Source organism: Streptomyces sp. NPDC051104 (assembly GCF_040682835.1).
GTDB lineage: Bacteria > Actinomycetota > Actinomycetes > Streptomycetales > Streptomycetaceae > Streptomyces > Streptomyces cynarae.
On record NZ_JBFBBS010000010.1, the window covers coordinates 17,657 to 39,003 of the forward strand.

General features: G+C 71.2%; 17 protein-coding genes and 1 pseudogene. 13 read left to right on the top strand and 5 right to left on the bottom strand.

Annotated features, from left to right (window positions below):
* Nucleotides 1-2: 2 nt before the first annotated feature.
* The gene (locus AB0N14_RS17015) at nucleotides 3-503 is read right to left on the bottom strand and encodes a YwqJ-related putative deaminase (RefSeq protein WP_366026440.1); all 501 of its coding nucleotides are present in this window, start codon (nucleotides 501-503) and stop codon (nucleotides 3-5) included.
* Between the two features lie 262 nt (nucleotides 504-765).
* Here AB0N14_RS17015 and AB0N14_RS17020 point away from each other — a divergent pair, with 262 nt between their 5' ends.
* From AB0N14_RS17020 to AB0N14_RS17030, 3 genes are all read left to right on the top strand, one after another.
* A complete protein-coding gene (locus tag AB0N14_RS17020; protein ID WP_366026441.1) occupies nucleotides 766-1,773 on the top strand; it encodes an SMI1/KNR4 family protein in 1,008 nt (335 codons plus the stop codon).
* Between the two features lie 9 nt (nucleotides 1,774-1,782).
* Nucleotides 1,783-4,479 (top strand): SUKH-4 family immunity protein, encoded by a 2,697-nt coding sequence (locus AB0N14_RS17025; protein ID WP_366026442.1) that lies wholly within the window; start codon nucleotides 1,783-1,785, stop codon nucleotides 4,477-4,479.
* A 204-nt stretch (nucleotides 4,480-4,683) separates the two neighbouring features.
* On the top strand, nucleotides 4,684-5,568 hold the full coding sequence (locus tag AB0N14_RS17030) for a cellulose-binding protein (protein ID WP_366026443.1): 885 nt from the start codon (nucleotides 4,684-4,686) through the stop codon (nucleotides 5,566-5,568).
* A gap of 37 nt (nucleotides 5,569-5,605) precedes the next feature.
* Here AB0N14_RS17030 and AB0N14_RS17035 read toward each other — a convergent pair whose 3' ends face one another.
* The 3 genes and pseudogenes from AB0N14_RS17035 to AB0N14_RS17045 all read right to left on the bottom strand — a co-directional run.
* Complete coding sequence (locus tag AB0N14_RS17035; protein ID WP_366026444.1) at nucleotides 5,606-7,243, bottom strand: cation acetate symporter; 1,638 nt, start codon at nucleotides 7,241-7,243, stop codon at nucleotides 5,606-5,608.
* On the bottom strand, nucleotides 7,240-7,710 hold the full coding sequence (locus AB0N14_RS17040; RefSeq protein WP_366026445.1) for a DUF485 domain-containing protein: 471 nt from the start codon (nucleotides 7,708-7,710) through the stop codon (nucleotides 7,240-7,242). Before AB0N14_RS17040 ends, AB0N14_RS17035 begins: the two co-directional genes overlap by 4 nt.
* A gap of 455 nt (nucleotides 7,711-8,165) precedes the next feature.
* Nucleotides 8,166-8,387, bottom strand: a pseudogene (locus AB0N14_RS17045) (MFS transporter); the annotation flags it as partial.
* A gap of 519 nt (nucleotides 8,388-8,906) precedes the next feature.
* On the opposite strand from AB0N14_RS17045, the gene AB0N14_RS17050 reads away from it, so the two are divergent.
* The 8 genes from AB0N14_RS17050 to AB0N14_RS17085 all read left to right on the top strand — a co-directional run bounded on the left by AB0N14_RS17050 (nucleotide 8,907) and on the right by AB0N14_RS17085 (nucleotide 19,451).
* Nucleotides 8,907-9,695: an ABC transporter ATP-binding protein gene (locus AB0N14_RS17050; protein ID WP_366026446.1), complete on the top strand. Its 789-nt coding sequence runs from the start codon at nucleotides 8,907-8,909 to the stop codon at nucleotides 9,693-9,695.
* The gene (locus AB0N14_RS17055) at nucleotides 9,692-12,262 is read left to right on the top strand and encodes an FtsX-like permease family protein (RefSeq protein ID WP_366026447.1); all 2,571 of its coding nucleotides are present in this window, start codon (nucleotides 9,692-9,694) and stop codon (nucleotides 12,260-12,262) included. Before AB0N14_RS17050 ends, AB0N14_RS17055 begins: the two co-directional genes overlap by 4 nt.
* A 787-nt stretch (nucleotides 12,263-13,049) precedes the next feature.
* Nucleotides 13,050-16,583 carry a transcription-repair coupling factor gene (gene mfd / locus AB0N14_RS17060; RefSeq protein WP_366026448.1) on the top strand — a complete coding sequence of 1,178 codons (3,534 nt, stop codon included), beginning with the start codon at nucleotides 13,050-13,052 and terminating at the stop codon, nucleotides 16,581-16,583.
* A gap of 327 nt (nucleotides 16,584-16,910) precedes the next feature.
* The gene (locus AB0N14_RS17065) at nucleotides 16,911-17,627 is read left to right on the top strand and encodes an HNH endonuclease family protein (RefSeq protein WP_366026651.1); all 717 of its coding nucleotides are present in this window, start codon (nucleotides 16,911-16,913) and stop codon (nucleotides 17,625-17,627) included.
* A gap of 331 nt (nucleotides 17,628-17,958) precedes the next feature.
* Nucleotides 17,959-18,105, top strand: coding sequence for a hypothetical protein (locus AB0N14_RS17070; protein WP_366026449.1), 147 nt, complete (start codon nucleotides 17,959-17,961; stop codon nucleotides 18,103-18,105).
* On the top strand, nucleotides 18,102-18,344 hold the full coding sequence (locus AB0N14_RS17075) for a hypothetical protein (protein ID WP_366026450.1): 243 nt from the start codon (nucleotides 18,102-18,104) through the stop codon (nucleotides 18,342-18,344). The genes AB0N14_RS17070 and AB0N14_RS17075 overlap by 4 nt, the downstream gene beginning before the upstream one ends.
* On the top strand, nucleotides 18,341-18,916 hold the full coding sequence (locus tag AB0N14_RS17080) for a suppressor of fused domain protein (RefSeq protein WP_366026451.1): 576 nt from the start codon (nucleotides 18,341-18,343) through the stop codon (nucleotides 18,914-18,916). The genes AB0N14_RS17075 and AB0N14_RS17080 overlap by 4 nt, the downstream gene beginning before the upstream one ends.
* 232 nt (nucleotides 18,917-19,148) lie before the next feature.
* A complete protein-coding gene (locus tag AB0N14_RS17085) occupies nucleotides 19,149-19,451 on the top strand; it encodes a hypothetical protein (RefSeq protein WP_366026452.1) in 303 nt (100 codons plus the stop codon).
* 45 nt (nucleotides 19,452-19,496) lie between these two features.
* Here the strand turns inward: AB0N14_RS17085 and AB0N14_RS17090 are convergent, their stop codons facing one another.
* Nucleotides 19,497-19,928, bottom strand: coding sequence for a DUF1877 family protein (locus tag AB0N14_RS17090; protein WP_366026453.1), 432 nt, complete (start codon nucleotides 19,926-19,928; stop codon nucleotides 19,497-19,499).
* Nucleotides 19,929-20,091: 163 nt separating this feature from the next.
* Here AB0N14_RS17090 and AB0N14_RS17095 point away from each other — a divergent pair, with 163 nt between their 5' ends.
* Both AB0N14_RS17095 and AB0N14_RS17100 read left to right on the top strand, forming a co-directional pair.
* A complete protein-coding gene (locus tag AB0N14_RS17095; protein ID WP_366026454.1) occupies nucleotides 20,092-20,610 on the top strand; it encodes a suppressor of fused domain protein in 519 nt (172 codons plus the stop codon).
* Nucleotides 20,611-20,668: 58 nt separating this feature from the next.
* The gene (locus AB0N14_RS17100) at nucleotides 20,669-21,334 is read left to right on the top strand and encodes a tetratricopeptide repeat protein (protein WP_366026455.1); all 666 of its coding nucleotides are present in this window, start codon (nucleotides 20,669-20,671) and stop codon (nucleotides 21,332-21,334) included.
* Nucleotides 21,335-21,347 lie beyond the last annotated feature (13 nt).

The following is a 21,347-nucleotide window of genomic DNA, read 5'->3' on the forward strand; positions in this document are numbered from 1 at the left end:
TGTCAGTCCTGCGGTGTGGGGTCGATGACGCGGACGCCGAAGTGGGCGCTGAGTGCGGTGCAGGCGCGGCAGGGTGGGGCGAAGCTGCCGTGGAGGGGGTCGCCGTCCTCGCGGATGCGGCGGGTGGTGAGTTTGGCGTGTTTGAGGGCTTTGCGGGCTTCGCCGTTGGTCATGGGTCTGCGGGCGGCGCGTTTGCTGCGGGCGGCGTCGGCGGCGGCGATGTGACGGGAGATGAGGATGGTTTCGGCGCAGCGTCCGGTGTAGCGGTCGCGTTGCCTGCTGGTGAGGGTGTCGAGGAAGTCCTGGACGAGGTGGTGCAGGGCGGGGGGTTGGTCGCCGCGGGCGGCGGTGCCGGTGAGGGTGGCGCCGCGGACGGAGAGGGCGGCGGCGACGGTGGGGAGGATGCCGTCGCGGCGGTGGCGGAGGGTGGGGGCGGGGGGAGCGTCGGTGGTGCTCCAGCCGATGCGCGGGTCGCCGGACGTGTCTGCCGGTGCCGTGTTCATTATCGTCTTTCCCCTCCCGTGCATCCCCCCGGTGGGGACACAGACTGCCAAATGCCGTGGCGGGTGCGGAAGCTGGGGCGGTGTGACACGCCCGGGTCGGGTCGTTCGGTCACGGTGGGGTGACGGCTGGTCACGTGGGGGTGGTGGGCCGGGGGGTGGGGCAGCGGTGGGCCGGTGACCGGTGTCGTCGTACCGCATAGGCTGTCGGGGTCCGCGATCCGTATCGCCGTACAGGCCAGACAGAAAGCCGCAGGGGGCAACCGTGACGACAGGTCGGCTCGGGCAGCAGGCCGCGCCGCCGAACGCGGCATACGCCGGGCAGGTCGTGCACTTTCCGGACCCGGTGAGGGCGGCCCGGCATCCGAGGGGGGTGCGGGTCGACGAGTACGGGTTTCCGGATTTCTCGCAATATGCCCGTGCGGCCGCTGAGATCGCGGATCCGCCGGAGGGTTTCGGTGTGGATGAGTTGCGGCTGACGGACTATGTGTCGGCGAACGCGGCGTTGGCGGCGTCGGGGCACGAGTTGTGGGACACGGTCGCGTCGGTGGCGACGCCGCATGGTTGGACGTGGCATCACGTGCGGGGTTCGCGGCGGCTGGAGTTGGTTCCGGTCGAGGTGAAGGCGCTGTTGCGGCATCACGGGGGGATCGCGACGGCGAAGGTGGATCAGGGCAAGCGGGGGACGCGGCCGTTGCAGGAGACGCGGCCGGCGCATTTCGGGTTGCCGAAGTCGTCGGTGGCGGTGACGGAGTCGCAGGTGCAGGGGGTCGAGGAGGACCTGGGGTATCGGCTGCCGGGTGCGTATCGGTCGTTTCTGAAGGCGGCGGGTGGTTGTGCGCCGGTGGGTGCGGCGCTGGACGCGGAGTTGGGGCTGCTGGTGGACCAGCCGTTCTTCACGGTGCGGGACGAGGCGGCGGTCAATGACCTGGTGTATGTGAACAAGTGTCTGCGTGACCATCTGACGAAGGACTATCTGGGCGTCGGTTTTGTGCAGGGCGGGTTGCTGGCCGTGAAGGTGAAGGGTGACCGGATCGGTTCGGTGTGGTTCTGCGCGTATGACGATGCGCGGGATATGGACGCGTCGTGGACACCTGCGGAGCGGGTGGAGCGGTTGTTGTTGCCGTGCGGGGACGACTTCGACCAGTTCCTGGGGCGGCTCGCGGGTGATCCGCCGGAGTTGGAGACCGTGGCGAATCTGATGGTGGACGGTGGGTTCGCGCGTGCGGTGCCGGTGTCGTCGGAGCCGTCGGCGTCTTCGGTGGGGGAGTGAGTTCGGGCGATGGTGACGTTCGCGCAGGCGCAGGAGCGCGCGGAAGAGTGGATCAACGGGGATGTTCCGGCGTATCTGCATCGTGAGGTGCGGGTGCGGGAGTTCGAGCTCGGGTTCGTGGTGTGGGCGGAGGACCGGGACGGGGGGCCGCGTTCGGACGGGGGCGCTCAGCGGCTGGTGATCGCCCGGGACAGTGGTGAGGCGACGCTGTGGCCGGGGCTGCCGGTGGGTGAGGTGATCCGCCGGTACGAGGAGGAGTACGGGGCGCGGGACGCGGAGGCACCCGCGGTTCCGGCGCCTGCGGCCCGGGTGGATCTGAACCAGACGTCGTTCCTGTTGACGCCGCCGGAGTGGCTCCAGGAGGCGGCGGACAGGAGGGGGGTTCCGGAGCGTCGGACGTCCGGTGAGGGTGCGTCGGACGGGGCGGGTTCGCGTCCGGCCGCGGCGGCTTCTTCGGGTGCGTCGGGTACGGCGTGGCCCGCGGCCGGTGGCGGCGAGGAGGTGCCGGGTAGGTCCGCGGGGGATACGCCGTGGGCGGGCACGGACACCAACGCTGAGGCGGGCGAGGACCGTTCGGTGCCGCTGCCGGAGACGGTGTTCGCGCCGCCGTTGAGCGACTCTGACGAGGGCGCCGCGCCGCCGGATGTGCAGGCGGCAGTGATGTCGGGTGGTACGCCGCAGGGTGCTCCGCAGGTTCCGGGCGCGCCCGGTGCGCCGGGTGCTGCCCATGGCTCGGGTGGTCCGGGGGCGGCGGCGTACGGCTACCCGCAGCCTCCCGGTGGTGTGCCGGGTGCTCCGCAGGCGCCGGGCGCTGCGTCGTACGGCTACCCGCAGGCTCCGGGCACGCCTGCGCCCGGAGCGCCTGCGCCCGGCGTGCCGCAGGCTCCCGCGCCGAACGCCGCGGACATCGCGGATGCCGCGACCAGCAAGGCGGCGCCTCCGCGGGCTGCGCGCGCCGGTGGTCCGCCGCATCCGCCGGGCGTGCCCGGGGTTCCGGGTGCGCGGCCGGGTGCCACGCCTCCGCCGCCTCCCCCGCCGCCGCCCGCACCGGGCGCTTCGGCGGGCGGGTATGTGCCGACCCAGCTCGTCTCGCAGCTCGGCCCCGACGGGCCCGAGGGCGCGGCGGGCCCCGGCATGCCTCCGCCGCCGCCTCCGCCGGGAACACCGCTGCCGGGCGGCCCCCAGCCGCCGGGTGTGCCGAACCCTCCGGGTGTGCCGCACGCTCCAGGGGCGCCGAGTGCTCCCGGAGCGCCGACCCCTCCGGGCCCGCCCCCGGGCGGTGTGCACCACGCGGCCACCATGCTCGCGGACCCGAACCGGCCCGGCCCCGGCGCTCCGGACGCCCCCAACCTCCCGGGCCCGCCGAGCCCTTCGGCCCTGCCCGCGGCTCCGGGACAGCCTGGTGCTCCGGGGCGGCCCGCGGCTCCCGGACAGCCCGGTGTCCCCGGCGCGCCGAACCCGTCGGGTGCTTCGCAGCCGCCGGGCGCCCCCGGTGCCGTACATCACGCCGAGACCATGCTGGCCGGGCCGCCGGCCGGAGTCCCCGGTGCGGCCCCGCCGCCGCCTCCGGGCGCCCCCGGCATGCCTCCGGGCGCCCCGCAGCCGCCGGGGCAGCCGGTGCCAGGACAGCCCATGGGCGGACCGGTGTCCGGACAGCCGATGCCGGGGCAGCAGCCGCCCGGGCAGCCCATGCCCGGTGCGCAGCCGTCGTACGGTTATCCGCCGCAGGGCCCGCCGACCGTCGGCCCCGGCTACCAGGCCGTGCTGCGCTACCGCGCGCAGGACGGTTCCGAGCAGCAGCTGATCCGGCGTTCGGCGCCGGGCATGCCGCACCCGGAGTGGCAGATCTTCCATGAGCTGCGTGCCATGAACGTGCCGCCGGACCAGGTGCTGGAGCTGCACACGGAGCTGGAGTCGTGCGAGCTGCCGGGCGCGTACTGTGCGCGGATGATCCGGGAGAACTGGCCGCAGGCGCGGATCACCAGCATCGCCCCGTACGGCACCGACCACGCCTCCCGCCAGCAGGGGATGCGGCAACTGCTGGCGCACCAGGGCGAGTTGCACCAGGTGGCGGACGGTCCGGCGCGTCCGGGGCCGGTGCGTGCGCCGTTGCCCGCGGTGCAGCCCGCGCCGCCGGTCCCGCCGGAGGGCATCGCGCAGGAGCTTGCGGGTTCCTTCGGTCCGGGGATCTTCCGGTTCGAGCAGGCCGCGGTGTCCCGGCAGGGTGTGCCGCCGATCGTGGCGCACACCCTGGTGGTGGCGGGACTGCCGTTCGACATGGGCCCGTTCTTCTGGGCGCAGGCCCAGCCGGGCCGTCCGGTGCCGACGCTGGCGGAGCTGGCGCAGGAGCGCGGGGTGCAGCCGGCCCCTGACGCGGGCTCGTACCTGGTCATGGGGAGCGACTTCGGCAAGGCGATCTGTGTGCAGTACGGGACGGCGAACATCGTCGCGGTGCCCGTGGAGGCGGGGCCGGGCGGTGCTTCCGTGCCGCCGCAGTTCGTGAACACGGGTCTGCCCGAGTTCGTGCGCGCTCTGGCCCTGCTCGGCCGGATGTGGCGGCTGCGCTACGGCCTCAACCAGGAGCAGGCGGGCCGCTGGACGGTGGACTTCCAGGCACAGCTCGCCTCCCTGGACCCGGCGGCACTGAGTTCGCCGGAGAGCTGGTGGTCGGTGCTGCTGGAGCAGATGTGGGACGGGTTGCTGTGAGCTCTTCCCCAACACCCCGCTCCTGACGCCCCGTCAGTTCCGGGCCCGGTCGTACGGACGACCGGGTCCGGCCGCTTTTTCGGGTGATCTTCGGGGCGATCCGTTGCTTGTGCGTGGAGTGTCGCGTTATGAACACTTCTGACTGATCCATCAAGATGTGCGCAAAATCATCGATTCGTGGGTCAGCTGGAGAGGGGTTCCACGATGAGCAGCGCATCGAGGTCGCCGTACGGCTTCGTGTCCGTGCGGCGCGGCTACCGTCCCGACCAGGTCGACGCCTACACCTCGGCCCTCTCACGGGAGCGCGACGCCGCCTGGGAGCGGGCCGCCCGGCTGACGGTGCTGGCCAAGGAGATGGAGGCAGGCCTGCTGCGGCTGCGGGAGAGGGTGGCGCAGCTTCCCGCGCAGACGTACGAGGGCCTGGGCGATCGGGCCGGCCGGCTGTTCGACATGGCGCGGGAGGAAGCCGAGGCCCTGCGGGAGGAGGCGCGGCAGGAGGCCGGGCGTGTGCTCGCGGAGGCGGAGCAGGAGGCGCGGCGGGTGCGGGACGAGGCGCAGGCGTACGCCGACGAGCTGCGCGGTGAGGCCGAGGAGCGGGTCCGCACCCGGCTGCTGGCGGCGAGGGCCGAGGCCGACGACGTACGGATCACGGCACGGCGTGAGGTGAAGGAGGGGCGCGGGGAGGCGCTGGCCGCGCTGCGTGAGGTGCGGCAGCGCACGGCGGCGCTGCTCGCCGAGCAGGAGCGGGAGCACGCCAAGCGCTGGGCGGACGAGGAGCGGGCGGCGGCCGAACGGGTCGCGGAGGCCGAGGCGGGGGAGGCGGAGCGGGTGGCGCGCGCGGAGGTCGCGCTGTCTCAGGCGCAGCGGGCGCTGGCCGAGGCCGAGGAGTCGGCCCGGCAGGTGCAGCGGGACGCCCAGGCGCGCGCCGCCGAGCTGGTCGCGGAGGCGAGGCTGCGGGAGGACCGTATCGCCCGGGAGACGGAGCGGGTGCTGCGGGAGCACGGTGAGGTCTGGGACTGTGTGCAGGCCCAGATGGACCATGTGCGCAACAGCCTGGCCATGCTGACGGGCCGGGCTCCCGCGGAGTAGACGGCCCTCACGGCCTCCGCGCGCGCCCGGCCGTTCGTCAGCCGCTCCTGCGGGTCGCCCCCGCCAGGATCCAGCCTTCGACCGCCTCGTACTGCCGGCGCTGCTCGGCGGCCTGGCCGCGGCCGGAGACGAGGGTGCCCAGCCAGCCGTAGGCGAAGCCGAGCGGGATGGAGACGAGGCCGGTGGTCGTGAGCGGGAACCAGTTGAAGTCGGCGTCCGGGAAGGCCGCGGTGGGGGAGCCGGAGACCAGGTTGGTGCCGGTCATGAGCACGAGAGTCGTCACGGTGCCGCCGATCAGCGTGCACAGCAGGCCGGTTCGGGTGTAGCGGCGCCAGAACAGGCTGTAGACCAGGGCGGGTGCGATCGCGGAGGCCCCGATGCAGAAGGAGAGGGTCACCAGCGGCTGCAGGCTGCGGTGCTGGACGAGGGTGGCGAGCAGGATCGCCGGGACGCCCACCGCCAGCGCCGACAGACGGGCCAGGCCCATCTCGCGGCGCGGCGGCATCTCCTGCACGCGGGCCGCGAACACGTCGTGGGCGAGGGAGTTGGCGCAGGCGAGGATCATCCCGGCGACGGAGGCGAGCAGGGTCAGGAAGACCGCCGTGGTCACCGTGGTGAACATCAGTGTCTCGGCATTGGACACATCGGCCCCGAACGCCGCCCGGGAGCCCAGCAGATAGGCGGTGTTGCCGTGCGGGTCGGCCGCGGCGATGGTGGCGCGCCCGATCAGGGCGGTGGCGCCGAAGGCGACCACCGTGATGACCGGCACGAACAGCGCGACCGCCGGTACGGCCCAGGACATCGAGCGGCGCACCTGGCGGGCGCTGTTCGCGGTGTACATCCGCATGGTGATGTGCGGCAGGCAGGCGCCGCCGAGGACAACCGTCAGCTCCGTACTGATCATGTCGACCCGGGGCGCCGTGCCGCCCGCGAACTCCAGGCCCGAGTGCAGGAAGGCGGGACCGGCCCCGCTGTTGTGCGCGGCGGTCGCGAACAGCGCGCCCGGGTCCCAGTCGAAGCGGCGCAGGATCAGCGCGGCTACGAGCGTGCCGGAGCCGAGCAGCATCACGATCTTCAGGATCTGGATGAGGGCCGTGCCCTTCATGCCGCCGATCGTCGCGTAGCCGATCATCAGGACGCCGAGGCCGATGATGCAGCCGGTCTTCAGGGAGTCGCCCGAGAAGCCGAGGAGGAAGGCCAGCAGGTCGCCGGTGCCGGCGAGCTGGACGAGCATCAGCGGCAGCAGTGCGGCGATGGTCACGGCACAGGCGGTGATACGCACCGCGCGCCCCGGCATGCGCCGGGCCAGGGCGTCGCCCATGGTGAACCGGCCCGCGTTGCGCAGGGGTTCGGCCAGCAGGAACATCAGCAGCATCAGCGACAGGGCCGTGCTCAGCGCGAGGACGACGCCGTCGTACCCGGCGAGGGCGATGACCCCGCCGGTGCCGAGCACGGTCGCGGCGGAGATGTAGTCCCCGGCGATGGCGAGGCCGTTGCGCATCGGGGACAGGGAGCTGTAGCCGGTGTAGAACTCGTCGAGGTCGTCGCGGTCAGGCCCGGTCATCACGCACAGCAGCAGTGTGATCGTGGCGACGGTGGTGAACGCCACGAGTGACATGGCCTGTGCGGAGCTGCTGAACCCGGTGATCCCTCCCGGTGCGTTCGCCGTGGTCATCGCGCCGCCCCCCGTCCGGTGTCCAGTGCGGCCTGTCTGCGGATGCGGTCGGCGATCGGGTCGACGCCGCGGCGCGCCGTGTACTCGTACACGCCGATCGCGAGGCAGGTGACGGGCAGTTGGAGCAGGCCGAGCAGCAGGCCCATGGTGAGACCGCCGGAGACGGTGGCCGTCATGAACGAGGGCGCGAACGCGGACAGGGCGAGGAACAGCGCGAAGTAGCCGAGCGCGGTGAGGGTGGCCACGCGCCGCTGCCAGCGGTAGGCGGTGCGCAGCATCCGCAGGTCGCTGTGGTGTCCGAGCGGCGGATGCTGCGGCAGCGGCCGGCGGACCGGTTCCGCGGGCGGCGGCTGCCAGGGGTACGTCGGATAGGTCGGGTGCGTCGGGTGCGTCGGGTGCGTCGGTGGCGAGTGGTGCGGTGCTGAGTACTCGGGGGACGAGTGCCGCGGTATGAACGCGTCGGACATCCCGGTTCTCCTTGCGTGGAATCGGGTCCGGTGCGGACCGCAGGGAGCAGGGGGGGCGGCGACGCACGCTACTCGCGGGGATCGGGCGCGCGGGGGCTTTTCGCCAAACTGGCCGGTCGGTATGCGCTTGCTACATCGATCTGTGTTGTTACTGCTGGTTACTTCAATGTGAATGGTTACGGGGCGACGGGCGGGGATGTGCGAGCCCCGACGGGAGTGGGCTACACTTGATCATGTGCTGGTCGTCGGAACCCCCGGTGTCCGGTGGTGCGTTGGTGGTCCAAGGAAAGACGCCCCGCTTCCTGCGGGGAGATGCAGGTGCAAGGCCTGCCCGGCGCTCTGATGCGAACCCCCACTCCGCGGTCTGCGGGGTGGGGGTTCGTCTTTCCCGTGCGTGTGCCCGTTACGTCAGGGTCCACTTCTGGTTGTCGCCGCCGTTGCACGACCACAGACGGCTTGCCGTAGACGGGCAGCGTCACCGTCACGGCCAGCAGATAGCCCGAGAACAGCCACGAGAAGACGGAGAATCCGCCGAGGTCGCCGACGATCTGCGGTACGGCCGTCGAGACGATCGTCGAGTCCAGCGCGGCCAGCGCCATCGCCAGCATCAGCGCGGCGACGACGGCCCCGCGGCGCCGCGTCGCGTCCTGGGTGCGGCCGGCCGCAGCGGTCCGTATGTCCGTGTCCCCCTGGTCCACAGGAATCCTCTCCCGGTCGTTTCCCTGTGCACGTATCTGCCGTACGACACCCTCTCACTCACGGCCCCTGCCGGGGAGAGTTGACCCTCACGCGACGTCAGGGTGGAGAGTGGATGGGCCGACGGGTGGAGGCGGCCCCCGAGGCCGGCCCACCCCGAGGTGGAGGACCCCTAGGGGTTACTCCGTATCAGGGCTCGGGGAGGGCTCGTCCCACCGGAGGACGAGAGGGACCGGTCCCGTTCCTTAGCCTGGCTTTACGCCGCTGGGGAGCGGTCGGGGCGCACGGGGGTCGCGCCGGCCGCACCGGAGGGGGTGGGGTTTTCCCCAGCGGAAGACGGGGCCGGGCACCAGCGCGCCGGGCCGTGCGCCGGCACCAGACTGACCGGCGTACTCATCACACCGATCGACCACCGATCGACCACCGATCGGTCACCGATCGACCACCGATCAGCGCACTCACGCGCATGTAATTCATTGATGGACAAAAGGGGATTAACCATGACATCGGCCGTGACCATTCCCAGGCACGGGAGCACTGGAGGGCGTACGGCCGTTGCCGCGCGGGCTCGGCAGGTCGTGAAGGCGTACGGGGCGGGGGAGACCCGCGTCGTCGCCCTCGACCACGTCGACGTGGACATCGCCCGCGGCCAGTTCACCGCCATCATGGGCCCCTCGGGGTCCGGCAAGTCCACGCTGATGCACTGCCTCGCCGGGCTCGACACCGTGACCAGCGGTCAGATCTACCTCGACGAGACCGAGATCACCGGCCTGAAGGACAAGAAGCTCACCCAGCTGCGCCGGGACCGCATCGGGTTCATCTTCCAGGCGTTCAACCTGCTGCCCACGCTGAACGCGATCGAGAACATCACGCTGCCCATGGACATCGCCGGCCGTAAGCCCGACAAGGCGTGGCTGGACCGGGTCGTGGAGACCGTCGGGCTCGCCGGGCGGCTCAAGCACCGGCCCAGCCAGCTCTCCGGCGGACAGCAGCAGCGCGTGGCCGTGGCCCGCGCCCTGGCCGCCCGCCCCGAGATCATCTTCGGTGACGAGCCGACCGGAAACCTCGACTCCCGCGCGGGCGCCGAGGTGCTGGGCTTCCTGCGCCGGTCCGTGGACGAGCTCGGCCAGACCATCGTCATGGTCACGCACGACCCGGTCGCCGCCTCCTACGCCGACCGCGTGCTGTACCTGGCCGACGGCCGGATCGTCGACGAGATGCTCAAGCCGACCGCGGACACCGTTCTGGACCGCATGAAGGACTTCGACGCCCGGGGGCGCACGTCATGACCGTCCTGAAGACCTCGCTGCGCAACTTCTTCGCGCACAAGGGGCGCATGGCGCTGTCGGCCGTCGCGGTCCTGCTGTCGGTGGCGTTCGTGTGCGGCACGCTCGTGTTCACGGACACGATGAACACGACGTTCGACAAGCTGTTCGCGGTGACGGCGTCCGACGTGACCGTCTCGCCGAAGGTCGCCAAGAGCGACGAGACCCCGCAGAACGGCGTGCCCGAGTCGCTGCCGGCTTCGGTGCTGGACAAGGCCCGGCACGCCGAGGGCGTCAAGTCGGTGGAGGGCGGCGTCAGTTCGATGAACGTGACCGTCGTCGACAGCGACAACGAGAACATGGGCTCCTCCACCGGCGCCCCGACGATCGCCGGCGACTGGACGAGCAACGACCTGCGGTCGATGGAGATCACGTCCGGTCACGCCCCGCGCGGGCCGACCGAGATGATGGTCGACGCCGACACCGCCGACAAGCACCACCTCGAACTGGGCGACGAACTGCGCACCATCGCGCAGACCGGTGACTTCCGGGCGCGGATCGTCGGCATCACCACCTTCAAGGTGACCAACCCCGGTGCCGCGGTCGTCTACTTCGACACCGCCACCGCGCAGCGCGAACTGCTCGGGACCACCGGACGGTTCACGAACATCAACGTCACCGCGGCGTCCGGTGTGTCGGACGAGCAGCTGAAGCAGAACGTCACACGGACACTCGCCGAGGCCGGGTCCTTCAAGGTCCAGACCGCCAAGGAGAACGCCGACGAGAACCGCCAGGACGTCGGTCAGTTCATGAACGTCATCAAGTACGCCATGCTCGGCTTCGCCGGGATCGCGTTCCTGGTCGGCATCTTCCTGATCATCAACACCTTCTCGATGCTGGTCGCCCAGCGGACGCGCGAGATCGGCCTGATGCGGGCGATCGGCTCCTCCCGTCGGCAGGTCAACCGGTCCGTGCTGGTCGAGGCGCTGCTGCTGGGTGTCCTGGGGTCGGTCCTCGGTGTGGGCGCGGGGGTCGGTATCGCGATCGGCCTGATGAAGGTCATGGGCTCGATGGGCATGGACCTGTCGACGCGGGACCTGACGATCAAGGCGACCACGCCGGTGGCCGGCCTGGTCCTGGGCGTCGTCGTCACCGTCCTGGCCGCCTACCTGCCGGCCCGCCGCGCCGGCAAGGTCTCCCCGATGGCCGCCCTGCGGGACGCCGGCACGCCGGCCGACGGCAGGGCGGGCCGAGTGCGCGCCCTGATCGGCCTCGTCCTCACCGGCGCCGGTGCCGCCGCCCTGTACGCGGCGGCGAGTGCCAAGAAGGCGAGCGACGGCTCGCTGGTCCTGGGCGTCGGCGTGGTCCTGACCCTGATCGGCTTCGTGGTCATCGGCCCGCTGCTGGCGGGCGGGGTGGTCCGGGTGATCAGCGCGGTGCTGCTGCGGGCCTTCGGCCCGGTGGGCCGCATGGCGGAGCGCAACGCCCTGCGCAACCCGCGCCGCACCGGCGCCACCGGCGCGGCCCTGATGATCGGCCTCGCACTGGTCGCCTGCCTCTCGGTGGTCGGCTCCTCGATGGTGGCCTCGGCCACCAGCGAGCTGGACAAGTCGGTCGGCGCGGACTTCATCGTCCAGGGCAACCAGCGGATCGTGCCGCAGGCCGAGAAGGCCATGCAGCAGAGTCCGCATCTGGCGCACGTCACCCGCTACAAGATGCTCGACGCCACCCTGACCTCGCCGGACGGCAAGGCCGAAGACACCGGAATCACGGCCGCGGACCCGTCGTACGCCGACGACCTGCGCCGCACGACCACGCAGGGCACCCTGCCAGCCGCCTACGGCGACGACGCCATGTCGGTCGGCTCCGACTACGCCAAGAAGCACGGCGTGCACGTCGGCGACACCGTCACCGTCGCCTTCAAGGGCGGCCGGACGGCGAAGCTCAAGGTCGCGGCGATCACCAGCGACGACACCGCCCTCGACCAGGGCGCGCGCTACATGAGCATCGCGACGATGGAGAAGTACGTCCCGAAGGACAGGATCCCGCCGAACCAGATCATGTTCGCCAAAGCGAAGGACGGCCAGGAGAAGCAGGCGTACGCGGCGCTGAAGCAGTCGATGAAGCCGTACCCGCAGTACCAGGTGCGCGACCAGACCGACTACAAGAAGGAGCTGAAGGACCAGGTCGGCCAGCTGCTCAACATGGTCTACGGCCTGCTCGCCCTCGCGATCATCGTCGCGGTCCTGGGTGTGGTGAACACGCTGGCCCTGTCGGTGGTGGAGCGGACGAGGGAGATCGGCCTGCTGAGGGCGATCGGCCTCTCCCGCCGCCAGCTGCGCCGCATGATCCGCCTGGAGTCGGTGGTGATCGCCCTCTTCGGCGCCCTGCTGGGACTCGGCCTGGGCATGGGCTGGGGTGCCACGGCCCAGAAGCTCCTCGCCCTCGAGGGCCTGAACGTCCTCCAGATCCCGTGGGGCACGATCACGAGCGTCTTCGTCGCCTCGGCCTTCGTGGGACTGTTCGCGGCCCTGATCCCGGCGTTCAGGGCGGGCCGGATGAACGTACTGAACGCGATCGCCACGGAGTAGCCCCCGAGGCGGGGAGCACGGGGGAATCGGGCGGAGCCCGGCGCCGGGGAGCACAGGCTCTTCGACGCCGGGCTTCCCTGCGTCGTCCGGCCCGGCCTGAGGATCTTTCGCCCCCGCCGCCCCTACCCTTCCCGTCCCTGGGGGCTGCGCCCCCGGACCCCCGCTGTCGGCCTTGCGGCCTCGTCCTCAGACTCCCCCGAGCTCCCCGAGCGGGGGACCCCCGGACGGGCTGAGAATTCAGCCCCTCCGACGTTTGAGGAGCGGGGGTCCGGGGGCCGGCCCCCGGATGGGGTCTGGGGCGAAGCCCCAGCGGGGTGCCGGGGCCGGGGCCCTGCGTAGGGTTCGGGGGACGTAGTTCCTGCCGGGGTGCGGGGGCGCGGGGCCCTGCGTGGTGGTGGCGGGGGCGCGGGGCCCTGCGTGGTGGTGGCGGGGGCGCGGGGCCCTGCGTGGTGGTGGCGGGGGCGCGGGGCCCTGCGAAGGGGGTGCGGGGGACGTAGTCCCTGCCGGGGTGCAGGGGGGCACTCCCCGCCGGGGTGCAGGGGGCGCAGTCCCCGCCGGGGTCGAAGGGGCGGAGCCCCTGGTGGGGTCGAAGGGGCGGAGCCCCTGGGACGGGACGGGTAAGGGCGGCGGGGGCGAACACCGTCCGGCATCCGCACCCCGCAGCCGGCGGGACGTTGTGCACAGCCCCGACGGTCACGCGCCCGGCGTCGTACGCTGGACAACCCCGGCCCCAGAACATCTCGCGGCCGGGTGTTCGTGTTGCCCACCCCGGGACGGATGCCCCTCCATGAGCCTGCACGGTCTGCTCGACGCCGTAGTCAAGGACGCCGCACTCGCGGAAGCGGTCAAGGCCGCGACCGACGGCAACCGTATGCACGTCGACCTCGTCGGCCCCCCGGCGGCACGCCCCTTCACCGTGGCCGCACTCGCTCGGGACGTGGGCAGGCCCGTCCTCGCCGTGACCGCGACCGGCCGCGAGGCCGAGGACCTCGCGGCCGCGCTGCGCACCCTGCTGCCGCCCGACGGCGTCGTGGAGTACCCGTCCTGGGAGACCCTCCCGCACGAGCGCCTCAGCCCCCGCAGCGACACCGTCGGCCGCCGCCTCGCCGTCCTGAGACGGCTCGCCCACCCGAGTTCCGACGACCCCGAGACCGGCCCGGTCTCCGTCGTCGTCGCCGCCGTGCGTTCCGTGCTCCAGCCCCAGGTCAAGGGCCTCGGCGACCTGGAACCGGTGTCCCTGAGAACCGGCCAGAGCGCCGACCTGAACGACGTCGTGGACGCCCTCGCCGCCGCCGCGTACTCCCGGGTGGAGCTGGTGGAGAAGCGCGGCGAGTTCGCCGTGCGCGGCGGAATCCTGGACGTCTTCCCGCCCACCGAGGAACACCCCCTGCGCATCGAGTTCTGGGGCGACGACGTCGAGGAGATCCGCTACTTCAAGGTCGCCGACCAGCGCTCCCTGGAGGTCGCCGAGCACGGCCTGTGGGCACCGCCCTGCCGCGAGCTGCTGCTCACCGACGACGTGCGGCAGCGCGCCGCCGCCCTCGCCGAGGAGCACCCGGAGCTTGGCGAACTCCTCGGCAAGATCGCCGAGGGAATCGCCGTGGAGGGCATGGAGTCCCTGGCCCCCGTCCTCGTCGACGACATGGAGCTGCTGCTCGACGTGCTGCCCGCGGGCGCCATGACCGTCGTCTGCGACCCGGAGCGGGTACGCACCCGCTCGGCCGACCTGGTGGCCACCTCACAGGAGTTCCTGCAGGCGTCCTGGGCCGCGACCGCCGGCGGCGGGGAGGCCCCCATCGACGTCGGCGCCGCCTCCCTGTGGTCCCTCGCGGACGTCCGGGACCGGGCCGGCGAGCTGGGCATGATGTGGTGGTCGGTGTCCCCGTTCGCCGCGGACGCCGACCTGGACGCGGACACGCTCACGCTGGGCATGCACGCCCCGGAGACCTACCGCGGCGACACCGCCAAGGTGCTCGCCGACACCAAGGGCTGGCTCGCCGACGGCTGGCGCACCGTGTTCGTCACCGAGGCCCACGGCCCGGCGTCCCGCACGGTCGAGGTGCTGGGCAGCGAGGGCATCGCGGCCCGCCTCGACGCCGACCTCGGGGCGCTGTCCCAGTCGGTCGTGCACGTGGCGTGCGGATCGATCGAGTACGGCTTCGTCGACCCGGCCCTCAAGCTGGCCGTGCTCACGGAGACCGACCTGTCCGGCCAGCGGGCGGCCGGCCGCGACGGCGCGCGGATGCCGGCCCGCCGCCGCAAGACGATCGACCCGCTGACCCTGGAGGCCGGCGACTACATCGTCCACGAGCAGCACGGCGTGGGCCGCTACATCGAGATGGTGCAGCGCACGGTCCAGGGCGCCACCCGCGAGTACCTGGTGGTGGAGTACGCCCCGGCCAAGCGCGGGCAGCCCGGCGACCGCCTCTACATCCCGACCGACCAGCTGGAGCAGATCACCAAGTACGTCGGCGGCGAGGCCCCCACCCTGCACCGCCTCGGTGGCGCCGACTGGACGAAGACGAAGGCGCGCGCGAAGAAGGCCGTCAAGGAGATCGCCGCCGATCTCATCAAGCTGTACTCGGCGCGCATGGCGGCCCCCGGCCACGCCTTCGGCGCGGACACCCCCTGGCAGCGGGAGCTGGAGGACGCGTTCCCGCACGCGGAGACCCCGGACCAGCTGACCACGATCGCCGAGGTCAAGGAGGACATGGAGAAGTCGATCCCGATGGACCGCCTGGTCTGCGGCGACGTCGGCTACGGCAAGACGGAGATCGCGGTGCGGGCCGCCTTCAAGGCGGTCCAGGACGGCAAGCAGGTCGCCGTCCTCGTCCCGACGACGCTGCTGGTGCAGCAGCACTTCGGCACGTTCTCCGACCGCTACTCCCAGTTCCCGGTGAACGTGAGGGCGCTGTCGCGTTTCCAGACGGACACGGAGGCCAGGGCGGTGCTGGAGGGGTTGCGCGAGGGCTCGGTGGACATCGTCATCGGCACGCACCGTCTGTTCTCGTCGGAGACCAAGTTCAAGGACCTCGGTCTGGTCATCGTCGACGAGGAGCAGCGCTTCGGCGTCGAGCACAAGGAGCAGCTGAAGAAGCTGCGCGCGAACGTCGACGTGCTGACGATGTCCGCGACCCCGATCCCGAGGACCCTCGAGATGGCGGTGACGGGCATCCGCGAGATGTCCACGATCACCACCCCGCCGGAGGAGCGGCACCCGGTGCTCACCTTCGTCGGGCCGTACGAGGAGAAGCAGATCGGCGCCGCGATCCGCCGTGAGCTGCTGCGCGAGGGCCAGGTCTTCTACATCCACAACCGGGTGGAGTCGATCGACCGGGCGGCGGCGCGGCTGCGCGAGATCGTCCCCGAGGCGCGGATCGCCACGGCCCACGGCCAGATGTCGGAGCAGGCGCTGGAGCAGGTCGTCGTCGACTTCTGGGAGAAGAAGTTCGACGTGCTGGTCTCCACGACGATCGTCGAGTCGGGCATCGACATCTCCAACGCGAACACGCTGATCGTGGAGCGCGGCGACACCTTCGGCCTGTCCCAGCTGCACCAGTTGCGCGGCCGCGTCGGCCGTGGCCGGGAGCGCGGCTACGCGTACTTCCTCTACCCGCCGGAGAAGCCGCTGACGGAGACCGCCCACGAGCGGCTGGCGACCATCGCCCAGCACACGGAGATGGGCGCGGGCATGTACGTGGCGATGAAGGACCTGGAGATCCGCGGCGCGGGCAACCTGCTCGGCGGCGAGCAGTCCGGCCACATCGCGGGCGTCGGCTTCGACCTGTACGTGCGGATGGTCGGCGAGGCGGTCGCGGACTACCGGCGCCAGCTGGAGACCGGCGAGATCGAAGAAGAGGCGCCGCTCGAGGTCAAGATCGAGCTGCCCGTCGACGCCCACGTCCCGCACGACTACGCGCCCGGCGAGCGGCTGCGCCTGCAGGCCTACCGCGCGATCGCCTCTGTGAACTCGGAGGAGGACATCAAGGCCGTCCGCGAGGAACTGGTCGACCGCTACGGCAAACTGCCCGAGCCGGTCGAGAACCTCCTCCTGGTGGCGGGCCTGCGCATGCTCGCCCGCGCCTGCGGTGTCGGCGAGATCGTCCTGCAGGGCACCAACATCCGCTTCGCCCCGGTGGAGCTGAGGGAGTCCCAGGAACTGCGGCTCAAGCGCCTGTACCCCGGCACCATCGTCAAGCCGGCCGTCCACCAGGTCCTGGTTCCCCGCCCCAAGACGGCGAAGGTGGGCGGAAAGCCGCTGGTCGGGCGGGAGTTGCTGGGCTGGGTCGGGGAGTTCCTGACGTCGATCCTGGGATCGTAGCGGGTCCTAGCGGGGCTTAGCCGGTCCTAGCCAGTCCCAGCGGGCCCTACAGGGCCCTATCGGACCGGAGGGGGCCGGAGCGGGTCTTAGCGGGTCGGAGCGGTCGTATCGGGTCGCGGCGCGTGAGCGGGGCGGTTCGCGCATGACGACGGCGATGTGAGGGACACAACCCCTTGACGGCTACCGTGAGACCGGGAGAACGGCCCGGCGCGGGCGGTACAGGCAAGGGGAGGGCGTCGCGCAATGCGTACTGAGTGGCACGTCGGGCACCGTGGCGGAAGGCGGCGCGTTCTGCTGGCATCCGCCGCGCTGCTGACCACCGGATTGATGGTGACCGGGTGTGAGGGCCTCGCCCCGCCCGCGGACGGCGGACCCTCCGGTTCCGCCGTCCCGACGGCCGCCGACGGCCACGCGGTGAACCCGCTGGACAATCCCGATGGGACGAAGCCGGGGCTGGCAGCCATCACTTCGAGCGCGGACAAGGCGAAGGCCCGGTCGCTGATCGGGAAAGTGGCGACGAAAGGGCGCGGACCCAAGACGGGGTACGAGCGGGACAAGTTCGGCTACGCCTGGACCGACTCGGCCCCGGGCGGCATCCCCTTTTCCCACAACGGGTGTGACTCGCGCAACGATCTCCTGAAGCGCGATGGCGAGAAGGCCCGCTTCCGGGCGGGCTCGGACTGCGTCGTCACGTCCATGACGCTGCATGACCCGTACACCGGGAAGACGATCGAGTGGACCAAGTCCCACGCGGCGACAGTGCAGATAGACCACGTCATGCCGCTGTCGTACGACTGGCAGATGGGTGCCTCGCGCTGGTCGAAGGACAAGCGGGAGGACATCGCCAACGACCCGCTGAACCTGATCCCGGTGGACGGACCGACCAATGGCGCGAAGGGCGACTCCGGCCCGGCGACCTGGCTGCCCCCGAACACACAGATCCGCTGCGCCTACTCGGTCCGCTTCGCCCAGGTGTCGCTCAAGTACGACCTTCCCGTGACGGCGGCCGACAAGCAGATGATGCTGCGGCAGTGCGGCGGCTGAGGCGGCGGCCTCGCGGACGACTTCCCCTGTCGGCATCGTCCGGCCGGGGAGGTACCCTACGGCGTCCCGTCCATATTCGTGTATATGTACGGACCTCTTCGCAGGTACGCGCCTGAGAGGCGAAGGTAAACGGCCGTGAAGCACGACGTGGTCGCCGCGCGCGACTGAGGCGGTGACAGGCACCGTGCCCGGGCTGCTGTCCCGGGCGGCACTGGCGGCCGTACCCCTTTTGAGTCTGGGAATGCTGGGTGCCGTGCCCTCGCTTGTGCTGGCCTTCCGGCGGGGCACGCGCGCCGACTGACTGGCGGCGGTGGTCTTCAGTGTGGTGAACGTGGCATGGCTGTTCGAGGCCATGCTCACACCGGTGGACACCCACGGCCTGCAATACGCCGCCGACGTCCTGCTGCTGTTCGCCTCCACGCTCGGAGCGGCGCTGCACTGTCTGTTCGTCAGGCCGTCGGGGGACGACGCCCGATGAAGACCCGGCGTGGCTGGCGTGTCGGCAAGAAGAAGACCCGATCCACGCGCGGGGTGCCGGTGGTCCGCGCGTTGGCGGCGGTGGCGGGCGCGTTGCGGGGCCGTGGGGCCTGGGTGGCCGGCGGTGCGGCCGTCGTCGTGCTCGGGCTGGTGGGTGCCTGGCTGTTCGCCGGGGAGGAGCAGGCCGCGCCCCCTGATCCGCGGGCGCGCCAGTACCAGGACTTCGGAGGAGCACCATGACAGATCTCCCGTCGAGTCCCGCGGAGTTCTTCATCCGCAAGTGGGGTGAACCACTGCGCGAGGCGTCGTTCCAGACCCGGGACGGTTACGACATCCGGATCCTGAAGTGGGTCGAAGGTGAGGGGGAGGACGAGCTGACCTTCTACCGCACCTCGGGTGTCTGTGACGTCCCGGTGCCGGGCGCTGACGGAAAGCACCGGCAGGAGTTCTTCCTGTCGTGCGATCCGGAGTGCGACGACATCGCCGAGTCGATCGCCCAGGTGGGGATCTACGCTGCGCGATCGGGCAAGGCCCTCGCGGCGCAGAACATCTACCGGGCGCCGGGACCGCTCTGGCCGGGGACCGAACTCGCCGGCTTCGTGGTCACGGATCCCTTCGAAGGCGAGATGACGAGCATGGTGCTTGCCGATGGCAGGCACGTGGAATTCCTGATGCTCGTTCCCGCTTTCCCCGCGGAACTGGACTTCGCCGCGCGGCACGGGATCGGTGCGCTGGTCGACGCTCAGGAAGGAGCGGGAGTCGATTTCTGGAATCCGTACCGGAAGCCGGTCTCCCTGACGGCCTCCCGCTGAAAATCAGGCCGATCCGAGTAATCCCTCGGAATCCGTAAAGCTGACCGCCCGCGCCCCCCACCACTTCTACGGTCACCTCAACGCCCTCCAGTACTGGTGCGCCAAGTGGTGCGGCTCGGACCGGCTGGCCCACCGCTTCGCGAAGGAGGCCGCCACCTCCGCCCCCGCGCACTCGCTCCTGGCCGTACTGCCGCTGCTGGCCTCGTTCGAGCAGGCGCTGGGCGGCCCCGCCGTGCCGCTGGCGGGCCGGAACCCGAGGTCTGCGATCGACGCCGTTCTGGGCGCGACCGCCGCCGCACTGGCGACCGACCCGCGGCTGCCGCTGGTCCGGCACACCCTCGCCGCCGCACTGGTCCTGGCTGGACGAGGCCGCGAGGCGCTGGAGCAGTTCCGGCTGCTGGAGCCGTGGGTGGGCGCTGAGCCTTGGACTTACCACGCGGACCCCGTGGCCGCCTTCGACCGCGCCCGGGCCCTGGCCGTCCTGCGCGCCGGCAAGCGGTCGGTGGCGGCAGCGCAGCCTATTGGCCGACGGTGAAGATCACTGCCCTGCCGCTGTGCGCTGCCGTGCGGCAGAAGTTCTTCAGGCCGGGCAGGAACGCCCGGGCACAGGCGATGTCCTCCGCGTACCGGTGCCTTGGTAGTCGTCGAATGTGAGCTCGGCGAAACGGTCGTACAGCCAGTGCTCGTCAAGGGGTTCCAGGGCCGCTGCGACGTCCCGGACCTCTTCGGCGGTGACGAAACAGACGACGTAGTCGTCGCCTTCGTACAGGGGCACTCCCCCGAGGATGACGTGCGACAAGGGGAAGTCGCCGTTGTCGTAGGCCAGACTGCCGTCCGTGAAACAGCGGTGCAGGGCGTCCCAGGACTTGTCCAGTTCGAAGAGGTGGTCCAGGTCCCAGCGCTCCTCGATCTCCTCGACGACGTGCCTCACCTCGTCGTCGTCCCGGCAGGCCCGCAGACGTTCCGCGTCCTCGCCGTCCAGGGCGAAGAGCACCGCCCGAGCCGCCATCATGCTCTCCCACCGCGTAGTTCCCCGGCCCGATCCAACCACGCCCCGCGGGCAGCGTCTCCCATGCTCTCGTGGGCGGCCGACCGCAGTCTGGGATGATCGCGCGGTGAGTGATGTCAGGCTGCCGGCCGCTGAGGCCGTTGAGTCACATGTCCGAGCCTTCTTCGTGGGACATTCCGTGGAGGCCGTCGACCACGACCTCGGGCCCGAACGACGAGAGACAGTGCCCGATCTGCGAGTTCTCGTTGTGGCGCCCGGTCCCCGCAGCGACAGCTGGGCCTATGTGACGGCCGGGTGCTGGGCCCTGATGGAGAAGGACGGTCATGGACTTGAGTTCGTCATGACCGCGCACGTCCGTGACGAGCGCTTCATCCAGCTCATGGCGATGATCGCGTACTACCACTGCGGCGGGCACCGGCTCGACCTGGCGCACAGCATGCCGATCGGTGAACCGTGGGTGCCGGGTTCGACCTGCGACCACTTGCTGATCAGCCTGCCCTACCTCCACGGACCCGACCTCGAACACTGTCCGCTGCCCGGGGGACACGCCCGCATCCTGTGGACACTGCCGGTGACCGCCGCCGAGATCGAGTTCCGCAGGCGTCACGGACACGAGGCGTTGGAGCAGCTTTTCGACGAGGCAGAGATCATCCCGACCGATCCCTTCAGGGCATCGGTCGCCTGAGCGGGCGAGTGAATCAGCAGCCGGCAGTCGCCGAGAAGGGCAGCGGTAGCATGATCGAGTGACAGACGAGATCTCCGCCACCGCGGCAACCGCTCTGTCCCTTCTGGAGTCGGCGCAGGACGGGGATCCAGCTGCCGCCGACCGGCTCGGCGAGATCCTGCCGTCGCTCACGGCTGCGGCGGAATCGGGTGACATGGGCGTCCAGAACGTACTCGGAGGGATCCTCCTGGAATTCGCGGAGCATCCCGCCGATGCCGCCTTCTGGTTCAAGAAGACCGCTGACCGGGGCAGTGCCGTGGGTAAGCGAAGCCTCGGGCATCTTCTCGCGAACGGGCTGGGAGTCCCGCAGGACCTCGCGGAGGCCGAGCGGCTCTTCAAGGAGGCCGCCGACGACGGCGACGCCCACGCCCAGTTCAACCTGGCGCGGCTGTGGTGGGGGAAGCACGACCCCCATGCCGTCGCCGCGCTCCTGCGCTCCGCCGCGGCGGGCGGTGTCGACGACGCCTACGGCGTGCTCGGTGACCTGCTCACGGCCATGGGCCAGAGCGTCGAGGCCCTGAAGTGGTACTTGAAGAAGATCCACGCCGGAGACGCCGACGGGCTCCATGAGGCGATCACTTTGGCGCGCGGCATGACCGACGAGGAGATTCGCCGCGCCGGGGAACTGGCAGGCTGCCCCGGGGAGGCCGAGGCCATGGTGGGGACGGTCCATAAGTACCGGTGAGCGGGAGTTCGGA

Coding starts and splice junctions, on each gene's coding strand:
- AB0N14_RS17035 (WP_366026444.1), bottom strand. CDS start 7,243: ATGACCACGGCGAACGCACCGGGAGGGATCACCGGGTTCAGCAGCTCC.
- mfd (WP_366026448.1), top strand. CDS start 13,050: ATGAGCCTGCACGGTCTGCTCGACGCCGTAGTCAAGGACGCCGCACTC.
- AB0N14_RS17015 (WP_366026440.1), bottom strand. CDS start 503: ATGAACACGGCACCGGCAGACACGTCCGGCGACCCGCGCATCGGCTGG.
- AB0N14_RS17080 (WP_366026451.1), top strand. CDS start 18,341: ATGACAGATCTCCCGTCGAGTCCCGCGGAGTTCTTCATCCGCAAGTGG.
- AB0N14_RS17065 (WP_366026651.1), top strand. CDS start 16,911: ATGGTGACCGGGTGTGAGGGCCTCGCCCCGCCCGCGGACGGCGGACCC.
- AB0N14_RS17090 (WP_366026453.1), bottom strand. CDS start 19,928: ATGATGGCGGCTCGGGCGGTGCTCTTCGCCCTGGACGGCGAGGACGCG.
- AB0N14_RS17055 (WP_366026447.1), top strand. CDS start 9,692: ATGACCGTCCTGAAGACCTCGCTGCGCAACTTCTTCGCGCACAAGGGG.
- AB0N14_RS17025 (WP_366026442.1), top strand. CDS start 1,783: ATGGTGACGTTCGCGCAGGCGCAGGAGCGCGCGGAAGAGTGGATCAAC.
- AB0N14_RS17050 (WP_366026446.1), top strand. CDS start 8,907: ATGACATCGGCCGTGACCATTCCCAGGCACGGGAGCACTGGAGGGCGT.
- AB0N14_RS17075 (WP_366026450.1), top strand. CDS start 18,102: ATGAAGACCCGGCGTGGCTGGCGTGTCGGCAAGAAGAAGACCCGATCC.
- AB0N14_RS17030 (WP_366026443.1), top strand. CDS start 4,684: ATGAGCAGCGCATCGAGGTCGCCGTACGGCTTCGTGTCCGTGCGGCGC.
- AB0N14_RS17040 (WP_366026445.1), bottom strand. CDS start 7,710: ATGTCCGACGCGTTCATACCGCGGCACTCGTCCCCCGAGTACTCAGCA.